The following is a 14626-nucleotide window of genomic DNA, read 5'->3' as shown; positions in this document are numbered from 1 at the left end:
TTTGCGTTAATTAAGGTATAATGTCCTTACTAGAGCCCCTGGAAGCGTTCCGGGGGCTTTTTATTGAAAAGTTTTTTAGAGGCAAAATCATGATCCCTGTTGTGGCCCTTGTAGGGCGACCGAATGTCGGCAAATCGACATTATTTAACCGTCTTACTCGTACTCGTGATGCGTTAGTCGCTGATTTCCCAGGTTTAACACGTGACCGTAAATACGGCCGTGCTTTTTTAGCTGGCTACGAGTTTATCGTTGTTGATACTGGCGGTATTGATGGCAGCGAAGAGGGGATCGAAACCAAAATGGCTGAACAGTCATTGGCCGCGATTGAAGAAGCTGATGTCGTATTATTTATGACCGATGCTCGTGCTGGTATGACGGCTGCCGATTTAGCGATTGCTCAGCATTTACGTAGCCGCGATAAAGTCACTTTTGTGGTTGCCAACAAAGTTGACGGTATTGATGCCGATTCTGCTTGTGGTGAATTTTGGTCTCTAGGTTTAGGTGAAGTCTATCAAATGGCTGCCGCGCAAGGCCGTGGTGTGACCAACATGATTGACTACGCACTAACGCCTTATGCCGAAGCTATGGGTATTGTTCGCGAACTCGACGAAGAAGGCGAGCAAGTTGAACGTGAATACACTGAAGAAGAAGCTGAAGCCGAACAAGAACGCCTGCAAAACTTACCGATTAAGCTCGCTATTATTGGTAAGCCTAACGTGGGTAAATCAACACTGATTAACCGTATCCTCGGCGAAGAACGTGTTGTTGTTTATGACGAGCCAGGCACCACTCGTGACAGTATTTACATTCCAATGTCACGCGAAGGTAGAGAGTACGTATTAATTGATACTGCTGGTGTTCGTCGTCGCAGTAAAGTAAATGAAGTTATTGAGAAATTCTCGGTAATTAAAACCTTGAAAGCGGTTGAAGATGCTAACGTAGTATTGTTGGTTATCGATGCACGCGAAGGGATTGCAGAACAAGATCTTGGTTTATTAGGTTTTACCTTAAACGCAGGTCGTGCATTGGTTATTGCGATAAACAAGTGGGACGGTATTGATCAAAAAGTCAAAGACCGTGTTAAAAGCGAACTTGATCGCCGTTTAGGCTTTATCGATTTCGCCCGTATTCACTTTATTTCGGCATTACATGGCACTGGCGTTGGCCATTTATATGAGTCAATTGAAGAAGCCTACGACAGTGCTACACGTCGTGTAAGCACATCAATGCTTACTCGTGTTATGCAAATGTCGCAAGATGATCATCAACCACCATTGGTGAATGGTCGTCGTGTGAAGCTTAAATATGCTCACGCTGGCGGTTATAACCCACCAATCGTAGTTATTCATGGTAACCAAGTTAAGAAGCTACCTGATTCGTACAAGCGCTACATGATGAACTACTTCCGTCGTTCATTAAAAGTAGTTGGTACGCCAATTCAGTTACGTTTCCATGAAGGTGCTAACCCGTTTGAAGGTAGAACCGAGAAATTGACCGTAGGTCAAGAGCGTCGTCGTAAGCGTGCAATGAGCCACATTCGCGATCGTACTAAGTAATATAGTATTGGAATAACTTAGTATTGGAATAACTTAGTATTGAACTACGTTATTTATCGCTCAAAAAGCCTGACTTGTTCAGGCTTTTTTGTAGGTGTAAACCGTGCTCGTGTTATTTGAATTGCTATTGGTATTATTGTTTCAGCAGAAAATTTTCATTCTATGGTGATCTAAGACATTTAAGATTGGGTGAACTAGGATGCAGCAAAAAATTATCGGTTATCATTTGGATGAAGAACAGCATTGGGTTGCAGAATTAGGCTGTGGTCACTTTCAGCATGTACGCCATAGTCCGCCTTGGACTGTTCGCCTTTGGGTGACGACAATCGAAGGTCGGCAACAACAATTAGGAATGATCCTTAATTGTAAAAAATGCGATGTTGCGGCACCGCCAGATAGTGTCGACTAAATTAAGTTTGTCTAACTTAAAAAGTTAATCACCAGTGGTTCGGCAGAACCATAAATATGCGGCGATATAAGCACAAATGATACAGTCCATTACCATTGATAACCAAAACCCATCGACAAAAGCTTGATTGGCATTGCTCAATACCAAGCTAACAAAAAATAGCTTTTCAATTAGCGCAATACAAAACAGCGGTTTTATCCAAGTTGAACGCACCATCGCAATAAAAAAACTCCCCCTACCATTAGCACCATAAATCCCCAATGCTGAATAAATATCGTGTCACTGGAGTGATAAGCTAACTGGTTAAGGTTTTCGACAGCCCATTGTGGGAATAAGGTATAAAGCCCGCCTAATGACGTGCCTATACCTGCAAGGAATAATGCTGTTTGTCGAGTTTTGTGTAGTAAATGAGTCATGTGTGAGTCCGTTCAAAGTTATTTTATTGCCATAGTGTCATGTTTTAGATTATTTTCCGATTTTTGTTATCCATAAGTGATTGTTAAGATTCCGGCGTGATAATGGCCCCCATCATCGCAATCCTACCGAGGTTTTTATGCAAACACAGACTACTTATCCACGACTCCATCGTCTTATTCATTGGGGATTGGCATTGACTATGATGGTGATGTTATTAACTGTATTACTAAGGCTTGGGTGGATGGAGAAAAACCATATGGCCGCCATAATTCATCAAGGCTTAGCGAAAATAGATGTCATTATTACCGATAAACAAGCGGTGAGCATTGCCAAAGGTATTCGTGGCGTTATGTTCCAGTGGCATATTTATTTTGGCTATGCGGTTGGGGTATTTGTATTCGCTCGGTTTGTTTATATGGCTAAATTTGGTCTGCATTATCCGTCACCTTTTTCACGCCAAGCTACCACAAAGCAAAAGTTTCAGGCATGGGTGTATTGGGTCTTTTATGCCGGCGTAGCGTTATCGGTAATAACAGGTTTGTTACTCAAGTTTGGTCCTGAAGCAATAGAACAGCAGGCTGAAACGATTCATAAGTTGGCATTGTGGTATTTCATCCCTTTTATTAGTTTACATTTAGCAGGGATTTTAGTGGCGGAGTCAGGCAACGATAAAGGCATCGTGTCGAAAATGATTGGCGGCTAATGTTAGTTTCATTTTTTTGAATGGCATAAATGGTCTTTACGATATCTTTACAATGCTTAAGTAAATCTTAAGATTGGTGGCCTATGTTGTTTGCTATCGGTTCATTAGGTGAAAATATGATGTCAATTGGGTTATTTTGTCATTTTCGTAACATTAAGTTTATCGCGTTGAGTTTGGCTATTGGGTTAGGTGTTAATGCCCAAGCTCAAGCCGCTCCCTCATTAGAACATCATGTGTTAGATCAACAAGGCGCAAGTGTCAGTCTGCAACAGTTTGCTGGCAAAGTGGTTTATGTTGATTTTTGGGCATCTTGGTGTGCTCCGTGCCGTAAATCATTTCCGTGGATGAATGCAATTCAGGCTAAATATCAACAGCAAGGTTTAGAGGTTGTAGCGATTAATCTTGATGTTGATACCGCCTTAGCCCATGAGTTTTTGAGCAAGCTGCCAGCAACATTTAATCTTCGTTTTGATCCTGAAGGTGATATTGCTCAAGCCTTTGACTTACAGGGTATGCCAAGTAGCTTTTTGTTCAATCGTAAAGGTGAATTAGTGCAAACTCACATGGGTTTTTTTACTGAAAACATTCCCGCCTACGAGCAAGAAATCCAAATGTTGTTACAGGAGTAAATTGATGACAAAAGCATTTTATCAACCATTTGCCAAAGCTGCCGTGGCATTAGCCATTGTCAGTAGTTTGGTTGGCTGTTCGAGCTTAGGTGTGCAACCTTGGGGAAAAGATCAATTAGCCCGTGCTGATATGGCTTTGAACAGTGAAAAACTCGATCTCGCGTTAGATGATCATATTTACTTTAGCAAAGAAGGCACCAGTGGTGGTCGCTCATTAGCGGGCGGAGGTTGTGGATGCAACTAACATCTAAGCAAAGTATTGCCAGTGCGTTGGCATTGGCAAGCTGTAGTTTGTTGAGCCAACAGGCCAGTGCTGCAGAACCTATTCCTGCCACTGATGATTGGAAGGTCGATGCTGCCATTATGTATTATGGTGAGCAAGACCGTGTTCAAGCCGCAGAAGCGATTGGTAATGTACAAAAAGCCTTTGGTGATAGTTCGTTATTGGACCTTAAAATTGTGGTCGACAGTTTAACTGGTGCATCAGCTTCTGGTGCAGTGGCCCAAAGTGACAGTCAGACTTTCACGCGTCCATCGGGTGATGGCCAATACACTGTTGCTACTGGTGATACCCCGCTGGACGATACCTTTCATGATACTCGTGTTCAGCTAAGCGCTAATTGGCAAGAAGTGCTTAATCAAGATTGGACTGGTAATATTGGCGTGTATGGTTCGAAAGAGTTTGATTATCTTTCAATGGGTATTAATGGTGGTCTTGAGCGTAGTTTTAATAAAAATAACACAACGTTGTCATTGTCGGGTGCTTTTACCAATGATGTAGTAGATCCTGTTGGCGGCCGCCCAGTGGCAATGTCAGAAATGGTATTTCGTGGTAATTATGCCAACGATGCCGATTATCAAGCAGCCTTCGATCAAACTCGTTTAGCGGACGATGATACTAAACAAACAAGCGATATTATGTTTGGCGTGACTCAGATTATTAATCGTAATTGGTTGATGCAAGCTAACTATGGTTTATCAAGTGTGTCAGGCTACATGACTGACCCGTACAAGATCCTTAGTGAGGTCGATGTTAACGGTCAAACACAAGCTTACCGTTACGAAAATCGTCCAGATTCACGCCTTAAGCACAGTGTGTTTTTACTTACTAAAGGCGCGCTGGATTCAGGTGTAGTTGATTTTTCATATCGTTACAGCACTGATGATTGGGAAATTCAATCGCATACTTTAGAGACCCATTATCGCTACTATTTTAGCCCAAGTATGTACGGACAATTACACTTGCGTTATTACCAGCAGCAAGCCGCTGAGTTTTATCAACCATTCTTAATGAGTGGCGATGCAATACCTGAGTATGCCAGCGCAGATTATCGCATTGGTGATATGACGGCTTACACCATAGGGCTTAAATTTGGTCAGCGTTTATCGGGTGGCCATGAACTAAGTTATCGTATTGAATATTACCAGCAAAATCCTGAAAATAATGGCACAGAGATACCTGGTCAGCTACAAAACTACGATTTATTCCCAGCGGTGAAGGCGATAGTAGCTCAAGTGAGTTATTCGTTTTAAGATGAACGTATCATCAATAAACAGAGTCATTTAATTTGCTTGAATCACTCAAAACAATGTCAAAAGCCCCAAAAGTGATGAGCTTACAGCCTCGTCCTTGGGGCTTTTTAGGTTCATTTAACGCTATGGCTAGCCCATGTGAATTATTAATGGCGATTGATGATGAGCATACTGCGAGGCAAATGCTGACTATTGCTTACGACGAAGCAAAGCGTATAGAACATAAATTTAGCCGTTTTATTGAAGGTAACGTGGTGTGGCAGTTAAATCATGCCCAAGGTAAAGCAACCTCGGTCGATGCCGAAACAGCTCATTTATTACAGTTTGCTCAACAGTGTTTTCAATTAAGTGAATCAGCTTTTGATATCAGTGCCTGTCCTTTAATGGCGTTATGGCGCTTTGATGGTAACCATCGAGTGCCGTTACAAACTGATATTGATGCCGCTTTGCTTAAGGTGGGTTTTGATCGCATTGCACTGACTGATAAGACCGTTTGCATGCCTGCAGACATGAGTGTCGACTTTGGCGGTATCGGTAAGGAATATGCGGTGGATCGCACTGCACAAATATTAGCGAATCGTTGGCCAAATCAATCGGTATTAATCAACTTTGGGGGCGACATTGCTTGCCCTATCACCAAAAGTGACGGTTGGCAGGTTGGGATTGAAAACCCGAATAAGCTTGATAACGCTGCAGCTCTGTTAACCATTCGCCAAGGGGCGTTAGCCACTAGTGGCACGACTCGGCGTTATATTGAGGTAGACGGTAAACGTTATGGGCATATTATTAATCCTCAAACGGGATACCCTGTAGAACAAGCGCCATTATCTGTCACTGTGCTGGCGCCCAATTGTGTTATGGCTGGAATGTTGGCCACAATGTCGATGCTAAAAGGAGCTGATGCTGAAGATTTTTTACAGCAACAAGGTGTCGATTTTAAGGTATTTCGTTAATGAATAAGGGTACTGAATGCGAGTGTTATTAGTAGAAGATAATAAGCTGTTAGCGCAAGGCATAGTGATGAGCTTAGCTAAATCAGGTATTCAGGTCGATCATTTAGCGTCATATAATCAAGCTCAAATCGCTTTAGAAAATGAAGATTTTAGCGCCATTATTCTCGATTTAAGTTTACCCGATGGCAATGGTGCTGACTTATTAAAACAGTGGCGTAAAAATGGTATCTCGTTACCTATAATTGTGTTGACCGCAAATACAGATTTTGACACTCGCTTAATGTGTTTAGATATTGGTGCAGATGATTATTTAAGTAAGCCTTTTGATGTGAGGGAATTAATCGCTAGGCTTAAAGCGATTATTCGACGTCAGCATGGCCTAGATAATAACCAATTCAGTTACGGTGCACTCAACATTGATTTTGCCCGCTGTGAAGTTCATTTTCGCGATGAGTTAGTGTCGCTTTCACGTCGTGAATATCAATTATTACTCGAATTTGCTCAATCAGCAGGCCGCGTGTTAACCCGTAATCAACTTGAACAGTTAACTTATGGCTGGGATGAAGTTGGCAGCAACTCTATTGAAGTGCATATTCATCATTTACGTAAAAAAACCGCCACTGAATTGATCAAAACCGTGCGTGGTATAGGCTATATATTAACTGAAACGGTATAGTCTTTTTAGCCGTTAAATAGGTTAGATGAAATTAATGGTGGGCAGCCAAGCTGCGGGTTAATTACACTTAATACAATAAGGATATTATGTTTTCATTACGATTATTATTAAGTTTGATTATGCTGGTAGGGATTGTTCTCACGGTAACTTTTTCGAGCATACTCAGTACCCGCGATGCTATGCATGAAGTCGAAGAATTGTTTGATGCGCAGATGGTTCAAACTGCCAAAATGCTGGAACAATTCTATGTAGATCAATTGACCGAAGACCAATTGACTCAACTTATCTCTCAGCCGATCTTGTTTCATGTTGCGGATTCAAAGATAGAAACCTTTGCAGAACAATCGAATCCTGTCACTTTGTCTTATGAGCATAAATTATCATTTCAATTACTGTCCAGCTCGGGACAGTTACTCGCGTACTCTGATAGCACTGGCGAACAACAATTAACCAATTTCACTCAAGGTTATGATATTCATCGAATCGATGATGAGTTATGGCATGTATACAGCTTTTTCTCATCGCCGCATCAAGTATGGATTGTGACTGCGCAACGTGATGATGTTCGGCAAGAATTAGTCTCATTAATCATCAGCAACACCTGGCGCTCGCCATTAATGATTACCCCCATTATGGTATTTTTTATGTTAGTGCTGACTTACTTCTTATTTAAACCAGTTAAATTATTAGAACGTCACCTAGCTAACCGCTCAGCCCAAGACCTAACCCCTATCAATTTCACTTTACCGACAGAGTTAGCGTCAACACAAAAAGCCCTTAATAGCTATTTGCTGCGCATTAGCGAGACGATGATCCGTGAACGTCGCTTTAGTGCCGATGCAGCCCATGAACTTAAAACGCCATTAGCGATTATTAAGTTACACAGCGACGGCTTAAGCGATGTATTGTCTAGCCAAACACCAGAGATCCAGCAGACAACTTTGCCGTATATAGAAGCCATAGGCGAGGGCGTAAACCGCATTAGCCATACTGTAGAGCAGCTGTTGTTATTATCACGCGTTGATGCCATTGAGGCGTTAAATAAAACCGATTGTAAGCTGCAAGATGTTATTGAGAATGTGATAAATCAGCTTGTACACATCATTGCCGATTACGAGTGGTATATCGTTGTTCCTAAAGATATGACCATCAATGCCGATCCGTTTTACATTGAATTGGTACTGAAAAATATTATCGAAAATGCCTGCAAATATAGCCCTATAGAATCATTAATTACCATTACGGTTATTCAGGACGAGCAGCAGACGATGATTTGTGTACTTGATCAAGGCAAGGGAATGTCTGATGAAGAAATTAGCTTAGCCAAAAATCGCTTTTATCGAGTTGATGAAAACGCTTCACACGGTGCCGGTTTAGGCTTGTCGATTTGCCAGCATATTATCAGTTTACATCATGGTGAATTGACTTTTAGCAAAGTAGAACCTCATGGCTTAAATGTTTGTATCGTCTTACCTCATGCTCAGATTTAGTGTGCGAACTGATAACTTTATTGATTTTATATATAAAAAAAACAACACGAGAGGCAAGGTCTACTCGTGTTGTTTAGTGCTTTAGCTCGCTGATTTTTTTGACTGTTTACTGTCTTTCTCTTGAAGGCTTTTCTCTTGACTGTTTGTCTCTTGAAGGCCCTGCGTCTCTTGATTGGCTTGTACGGCGTGATGATGAATTATCACGTTGCTGACTCATTGAGCGCGAAACTTGCTGAGGAGTCGATCGAGTTGTTTCGCGAACTTGCTGCTTTTGCGGTTCACTCCTACGAATTTGTTTCACTTGCTGTTGTGGATTGCGCATCGCGTTAACGTGCGACTCACGCAACTTTTCAACTCGAGTGTTACGCTGTGCTTGTTGTAATTCTTGAGTGCGCGGCTTGCTTGTTATATTTGCCACCGGTTTTGCCTCATATTTAGGCCTAGTTTGGGCCACATCGCGCTGGCGACTGTAATTTGACTTCATCGGCTCGCCTTTACGCTCAAACGACTTTACCTGTGCTACAGGTTGACGTTGTTGGCTTAGATCGCGTTTTAGCTGGTTACTTCTGTGCTCTATCGGCTCATTACGGCCTACGCTTCTTACTGTCGATTTTTCGCTACGCTTGTCATGCTTGTTGCCATGGCTTACTTCTTTACGCTGCTCATTGACCTTGGTTGAGTAATGACGAGGTTCATTGGCGTGCTGGCGTTTAGGTTCACGTGAATAGCTTACTTGCTTGTTACGCTTTTCATAATGGCCGTTATAACGTTTGCTGATCACTTGGCTGTGGTAAGCCACACCCTTGCGATGCTTAGGTTTATGTTGCCAATGTTGGGCTCCATGGCTGTAACTAATTTTCCGTGGTGTGTAGTAACGGTAGTTTTGATGTACTGGCACCGCAATCACGCGGCGGTCATGCCAATGAAAACCACTAAAAAAGAAATTAAAGCTAATGCGTACTCCGCTGTCCCAGTATATCGCGCTGTGGTTAGGGCGATAATGTACGTAAGCAGGTGCATGCCAATAAACGGGGGGATAACGATTCCAGCGCCAATTGCCATAAACGATACGGCTGTCGTAGTAAGGCACGTAAACAATTTCTGGGCGAACTGATTCAATAATAATCCGGCGCTCGACTCGTGACACTTTAACTTGCTCAAGGTCGGCTAAGTTGTTGGCTTCGTCAGCTTGTTGCCTTAACGATTGAATAGTGTCTAGCATGCGACCTTCGTCTTGCAAAAATGCATCGCCTACGCTTTGAGTCCACGCTAAATCATCATTTAAACGCTCTAATACATTGGGAAATGCTACCAATGCTTTCACGCTTGGGTCCCAGTCTTGCGACTCTACCTCGGTCATAATTTTGTTGGTGTCGCGGTTACCTTGGTTTGCTAACCAGCGTTTTGCTTGGACAATTTCTAATGGATACGTTGACGCTATTAATATGTGGGTTAATAAACTGTCTGGATATAGCGCTATTGGCGCGAGCATTTGTGCCAACTCAGCATCACTCACCACATCATCTGCTGCATTATAAGTGTATGAATTAGTTGGTTGCGCCGCTTGTACATTTGTTAATGGCATACAGACCAAGGCTAAGGCGAGTAATGCCTGAGCGGGTACGTGAATGGCTTTTTTCATGTTATCTCCAGCGTCATTGATGACTGTTATGTTCATCATAACGAGCCGAAGATGAACATAAGCTGAAAGCTAATAACTGAAATTAATACGCTAGAACTATGCGAGAGAAATAAACGAGAGGAGTAAGCTAGATAAATTAAACAAATAATATATAACGACAACCTGAGGTAGGCGTTTACTGTTGGAAAAAAAACTCAAATTTGGCGCCACCCAATGATGCCGATTGATCAACGGTAAGTTTACCGTGATAACTGTCGACAAGATCTCTGACTATTGCCAGTCCTATCCCGTGACCTTGAGTGTAAGTGTCTGCACGGATCCCCCGTTCAAAAATATGCTGCTGTTTATCTTTAGGGATACCTTCACCATCATCTTCAATTGTTATGCACAGCTGATTTCCTTGCTGCGTAAGGGTTAATATCACCTTTGTTTTAGCAGCCTTACAAGCATTGTCGAGCACATTGCCAAGCATTTCTGTTAAGTCTGCTTCATCGCCTTTAAAGCGCGCTTGTTTGTTGGGGTGATACTCAATGGTGAGGTTTTGATGTTGGTATATCTTACTTAAGGTTCTGACTAATTTAACGGCAATACTGTCAACATTCACCCCTAAATGCCAAGCACTACCCGCTGCGCTTTGTGCCCGCTTTAGTTGGTAAGCAATAATTTGGTTTATACGATTAATTTGTTCCATCGAGGCTTCACTTAGATCCGCTTGAGTTTGGATTACCGCTAAAGGTGTTTTTAAACTGTGGGCTAAATCGGCTAAAGCATTGCGGTAGCGTTTGCGCTGACTTTGTTCAGTTTGCAATAAGGTGTTTAACTGTTGCGCTACTTTTTGCAATTCCACAGGGTAGCGAGTACTGAGTTGCTTTGATGTGCCTTGTTCTACAGCACTGAGTTCTTGGCTAAATTGACCTAATGGTTTTAGTGTCCATAACAACCAGCTGAGCTGTACGATAACCAATAAAGCAGTTAACACCAACAACCAAGTCCATAAGGTGTTAGAAAACTTTTGGATTTGTTGTAGGTATTCTTGTTGGTTTTTTATAATGTGCAGCGTCATGGTAAAAGGCTGTTCGCTGGTGGCAAAACTCACGCTAAAACTGTATATCAACTGCGGTTTGTCATTAATCAATATCGAGTCGAAGGTACTTCTACCGGTTGCGGGTTTGGGTAAGTTAATCGGCGTGTTGAGGCCGAGAAATGAGTTTGAAGTCCACAGTAGTTGGTTATCTTTAGTGGTGATTAATGCATAAAGACCTGAACCAATCACATTGAATTGGTTTTCAAGTAAATGAGACGGCATTTGTAATTGGTTATCTTCTACTTCAGCCATGGCTAAAACAGAGTAAACATAGGCTTTCAACTGGTTTTTTGCAGCAACATTTATTTGGGTTTCGAAGGCATTATTAACGGTTATACCGATAATAGGCAATAACACCAAAATCAGTAATAACGCACTGACCACAATGCGGACTTTAAGCGAGCTGAGTAGTTTACGCATCTGGGGCTAACTGTCGTAGTCGATAACCTTGACCACGCAGTGTTTCAATTAATTGATATTGATTGTCGGGGTCGAGTTTTTTACGTAACCGACGGATAAATACTTCAATTACGTTGGAATCTAAATCAAAATCCTGGTCATAAATATGTTCAATTAAACTGCTTTTTGAATGTACCGACCCAGGGTGCAGCATCAGGTATTCAAATAGTTTGTACTCAGAACCACTAAGGTTAATTATTTGCAGGCTCTTTTTAATTTCTAAACTACGGGTATTGATACTAAAGGGACCATTTTGAATCACTGGACTGGCTTTACCTGCGGAGCGGCGAATTAATGCATTAATTCGCGCGACAAGTTCTTCTAGCTGAAACGGCTTACTTAAGTAATCATCAGCGCCAGCATCTAAACCAACCACTTTATCTTGCCAACTGTCTCGAGCGGTTAAAATAATGATCGGGTAGCTAATGTCTTGTCCACGTAGTTTACTGATTAATGACAAACCATCAAGCTTAGGTAAACCCACGTCGATAATGGCGACATCGTATTGATATTCTTGAGCTTGAAATAAGCCTTCTTCACCATCGCTGGCAACATCAACTGTATATTGCGCATCAATAAGGTGCTGTTTTATGTTTGCTTGTAGGGCTAAATCGTCTTCGACCAGTAATAATCTCATGGGCTAGTTCCTTTTAACCGAGCCATTGGTGGCATCGACTAACACATAAAAAATAACACCATCATTGGTGAGTAATTTAATCCGATAACCAGGATGTCCATTGACGTTAGCTGACTGCACTTTTAATACTTTACCCGAATAACTCCGCTGAGCCATTTGTACTGCTTGCTGGGCGCTATTAACTACCAGATTGCTGTTCTGCTGATTATTGTTTTGACGATTATTATTTGGGCCAGGGGATAACTGAGCACCAGCAGATGAATGTAATGCAGCGGCATAGGACGGCACTGAGCACGTTAGTGACAGTAGCGCTAACATCAGGCCTAACATGGTGGCATTTACGTTGAGCATTCGCTGCATATTGTGTTCCCTAATAACCTCATTATTGCCAGTGTAAAAGATCCCTTTCTATATAGAAACATCTACTTAATCATATTGGGTAAATAGCCGTAAGCGAAACATAAACGCCCGGAAGATATCGGTAAATACAAATGTGTCGATGATTTGAGTTGGCAGTATAAGGGGTAGCAGATGAACATTAACTGAATGACTTACGCCTATGGTCAGTTTTTGCGGTATTGATTTATAGCAGCGTCACTAACGGGTAGCGCTAACGGAAGTCAGCCTTGTTGCTATGTTCAGCTTACGTTCATTTTGATTAGGGTTAAATGGCCTCAATATCAAGACTGTGAGGAACTAACATGAAACATACTACTGCCAAGACAGCCAATCTATCGACTATTAATACCCAGTTAAAATGGGGCGTAAGTTTATGTGTTGCCAGTGCACTCTGGTTAAGTTCGCCAACAGTACAAGGCGCCGAACGGATCTCTGAACAAGCTTTTGGTACATATAGCCAAGCAAGAGTCATTAATCCGCAAACGCCAGAAACTGAAGCTGACAAGCAGGCTAGGGTGAGCGCTTTACATGAGCAAGCTAAGTTGCAAAGTAACGTTGCAACACTGAATAAAAAAGTCACTCGTGAACAAGTGATGGCAAAAAATCAAAAAGCTGCCGCAACGACGGAAAACCAGCAGCAACGAGCGTTGGCGCAGCAAAACCAGGTCGTGTATTACGATTTTTCCTTCTATGGTGCCGATTCAAGTTTATTTGATGATTATGATTATGATGGTTTTTATCAAACCTTTAGTGTGACCTTTGATGCAGATATTACCAGCAGCGCGGGCGACATTCAGGCTGATGTATTTGCCGAATTATATTTAAGTCAAGACGGTGGACCGTGGATCCATTATTACTCAACCGACGTATTCACCCTCCACGCAGACTCTAGCAATGATGATTACGAAGTGCTAACAACGTTAGCCAGTGGTTATCAAGCCGATCATTATGATGTATTGATCGATCTATATGAGCTAGGTTATGCCGATCCGGTCGCGACAATAAGTAGTGATGAGTCCAATGCCTTGTACGCGCTGCCACTTGAAAGTAGCGACCGTGATGCGGTTTATGTGGAAGAGATTTATATTGAAACTGAACATTCAGGCGGGGCCTTATCTTGGTTAAGTATAGGCTTACTGGCCAGTGTTATTGGGTTTCGTAGACGTTTGATTAATAAAAAATAACGTAAGATTAATGCTTATGCACCTTAGATCTACGTTAGAATGGTTATTTTTGATTTTGTCAGTTTTTACTTATCCATCTGGGATAAGTAGTTAGGAGTATGTATGTTAGTAAAGTTAAATGCATCGTTGTTATGCAGTTCATTAATTGGTTCGGCACTGTTGTTGTCAGGTTGCCAGTTACCTAATCCTTATACGGGCGAATCAGAAAATGCTAAAGCGACAAATGGCGCTATTATCGGTGGCCTTTCTGGCGCTGCCATTGGTGTGCTTTCATCAAGCAAAAGCGATCGCGGTAAAGGTGCATTAATTGGTGCAGCATCTGGTGCGGCTCTTGGTGGTGGTATTGGTTATTACATGGATGTGCAGGAAGCAGAATTGCGTAAACAGTTAAAATCAACTGGCGTGAGTGTGACGCGCAACGGTGACAATATTGTATTGAACATGCCTAATGAAGTGACCTTTGCGGTTGATCAAACTGTACTAAGCTCACGCGCTAAATCAGTATTAAACAGCGTTGTATTAGTTGCCAAAGAATATGATGACACTCGTTTAAATGTGATTGGTTATACCGACAGTTCAGGTTCTGATTCTTATAACCTGCGTTTGTCACAAGTTCGAGCGAGTGAAGTTGCGCAGTATATGACGAGCCAGAAAGTCAGCGGTTCACGTGTGTCTTCTACTGGTATGGGCGAGTCAAGCCCAATTGCCAGCAACTCTACCGAACAAGGTCGTTCGCAAAACCGTCGTGTAGAAATTGTATTAACACCAATGGGTAAGTAGTTTTAGCCGTGAGTGTGGTTAACAAGCGATGCTTGTTGACCTTTAAATAAAAAAGCCATCGAAAGATGGCTTTTT

General features: G+C 42.1%; 16 protein-coding genes. 11 read left to right on the top strand and 5 right to left on the bottom strand.

The window, feature by feature from the left end; genetic code table 11:
- Positions 1-89: 89 nt before the first annotated feature.
- The gene (gene der / locus EGC86_RS07280) at positions 90-1556 is read left to right on the top strand and encodes a ribosome biogenesis GTPase Der (RefSeq protein WP_011636594.1); all 1467 of its coding nucleotides are present in this window, start codon (positions 90-92) and stop codon (positions 1554-1556) included.
- 199 nt (positions 1557-1755) lie between these two features.
- On the top strand, positions 1756-1965 hold the full coding sequence (locus EGC86_RS07275; protein WP_123777100.1) for a DUF3565 domain-containing protein: 210 nt from the start codon (positions 1756-1758) through the stop codon (positions 1963-1965).
- Positions 1966-2159: 194 nt separating this feature from the next.
- Here EGC86_RS07275 and EGC86_RS07270 read toward each other — a convergent pair whose 3' ends face one another.
- Positions 2160-2381, bottom strand: coding sequence for a hypothetical protein (locus tag EGC86_RS07270; protein WP_123777099.1), 222 nt, complete (start codon positions 2379-2381; stop codon positions 2160-2162).
- A gap of 137 nt (positions 2382-2518) precedes the next feature.
- Between EGC86_RS07270 and EGC86_RS07265 the strand changes: the two genes are divergently transcribed.
- The 7 genes from EGC86_RS07265 to EGC86_RS07235 all read left to right on the top strand — a co-directional run bounded on the left by EGC86_RS07265 (position 2519) and on the right by EGC86_RS07235 (position 8366).
- Positions 2519-3085 (top strand): cytochrome b/b6 domain-containing protein, encoded by a 567-nt coding sequence (locus tag EGC86_RS07265; protein ID WP_011636597.1) that lies wholly within the window; start codon positions 2519-2521, stop codon positions 3083-3085.
- A 152-nt stretch (positions 3086-3237) separates the two neighbouring features.
- On the top strand, positions 3238-3714 hold the full coding sequence (locus tag EGC86_RS07260) for a TlpA family protein disulfide reductase (RefSeq protein WP_165872388.1): 477 nt from the start codon (positions 3238-3240) through the stop codon (positions 3712-3714).
- Between the two features lie 4 nt (positions 3715-3718).
- Entirely contained in the window at positions 3719-3958 is a 240-nt protein-coding gene (locus tag EGC86_RS07255; RefSeq protein ID WP_165872360.1) for a DUF4266 domain-containing protein, read from the top strand.
- A complete protein-coding gene (locus EGC86_RS07250) occupies positions 3949-5247 on the top strand; it encodes a DUF3570 domain-containing protein (RefSeq protein ID WP_123777097.1) in 1299 nt (432 codons plus the stop codon). The genes EGC86_RS07255 and EGC86_RS07250 overlap by 10 nt, the downstream gene beginning before the upstream one ends.
- Before the next feature lie 56 nt (positions 5248-5303).
- A complete protein-coding gene (locus tag EGC86_RS07245) occupies positions 5304-6200 on the top strand; it encodes an FAD:protein FMN transferase (protein WP_123777096.1) in 897 nt (298 codons plus the stop codon).
- Between the two features lie 16 nt (positions 6201-6216).
- A complete protein-coding gene (locus EGC86_RS07240) occupies positions 6217-6876 on the top strand; it encodes a response regulator (protein WP_011636602.1) in 660 nt (219 codons plus the stop codon).
- An 86-nt stretch (positions 6877-6962) separates the two neighbouring features.
- Complete coding sequence (locus tag EGC86_RS07235; RefSeq protein ID WP_123777095.1) at positions 6963-8366, top strand: ATP-binding protein; 1404 nt, start codon at positions 6963-6965, stop codon at positions 8364-8366.
- A 106-nt stretch (positions 8367-8472) separates the two neighbouring features.
- Here the strand turns inward: EGC86_RS07235 and EGC86_RS07230 are convergent, their stop codons facing one another.
- The 4 genes from EGC86_RS07230 to EGC86_RS07215 form a co-directional block, all read right to left on the bottom strand.
- A complete protein-coding gene (locus EGC86_RS07230) occupies positions 8473-10008 on the bottom strand; it encodes a DUF3300 domain-containing protein (protein ID WP_165872359.1) in 1536 nt (511 codons plus the stop codon).
- Between the two features lie 175 nt (positions 10009-10183).
- Positions 10184-11512 carry an ATP-binding protein gene (locus EGC86_RS07225; protein WP_011636605.1) on the bottom strand — a complete coding sequence of 443 codons (1329 nt, stop codon included), beginning with the start codon at positions 11510-11512 and terminating at the stop codon, positions 10184-10186.
- Positions 11505-12188, bottom strand: a complete 684-nt coding sequence (locus EGC86_RS07220) for a response regulator transcription factor (RefSeq protein WP_123777093.1) — start codon at positions 12186-12188, stop codon at positions 11505-11507. Before EGC86_RS07220 ends, EGC86_RS07225 begins: the two co-directional genes overlap by 8 nt.
- Positions 12189-12191: 3 nt before the next feature.
- Entirely contained in the window at positions 12192-12548 is a 357-nt protein-coding gene (locus EGC86_RS07215) for a PepSY domain-containing protein (RefSeq protein WP_011636607.1), read from the bottom strand.
- A gap of 341 nt (positions 12549-12889) precedes the next feature.
- Here EGC86_RS07215 and EGC86_RS07210 point away from each other — a divergent pair, with 341 nt between their 5' ends.
- Both EGC86_RS07210 and EGC86_RS07205 read left to right on the top strand, forming a co-directional pair.
- Positions 12890-13771 (top strand): choice-of-anchor H family protein, encoded by an 882-nt coding sequence (locus tag EGC86_RS07210; RefSeq protein WP_123777092.1) that lies wholly within the window; start codon positions 12890-12892, stop codon positions 13769-13771.
- Between the two features lie 102 nt (positions 13772-13873).
- Positions 13874-14551: a YiaD family glycine zipper/OmpA-like lipoprotein gene (locus EGC86_RS07205; RefSeq protein ID WP_011636609.1), complete on the top strand. Its 678-nt coding sequence runs from the start codon at positions 13874-13876 to the stop codon at positions 14549-14551.
- Positions 14552-14626 lie beyond the last annotated feature (75 nt).

This window comes from Shewanella frigidimarina (assembly GCF_003797125.1).
GTDB classification, from domain to species: domain Bacteria; phylum Pseudomonadota; class Gammaproteobacteria; order Enterobacterales; family Shewanellaceae; genus Shewanella; species Shewanella frigidimarina.
The sequence above is the reverse complement of the archived record's forward strand: the minus strand, read 5'-3'. Positions and strand labels throughout refer to the sequence as shown.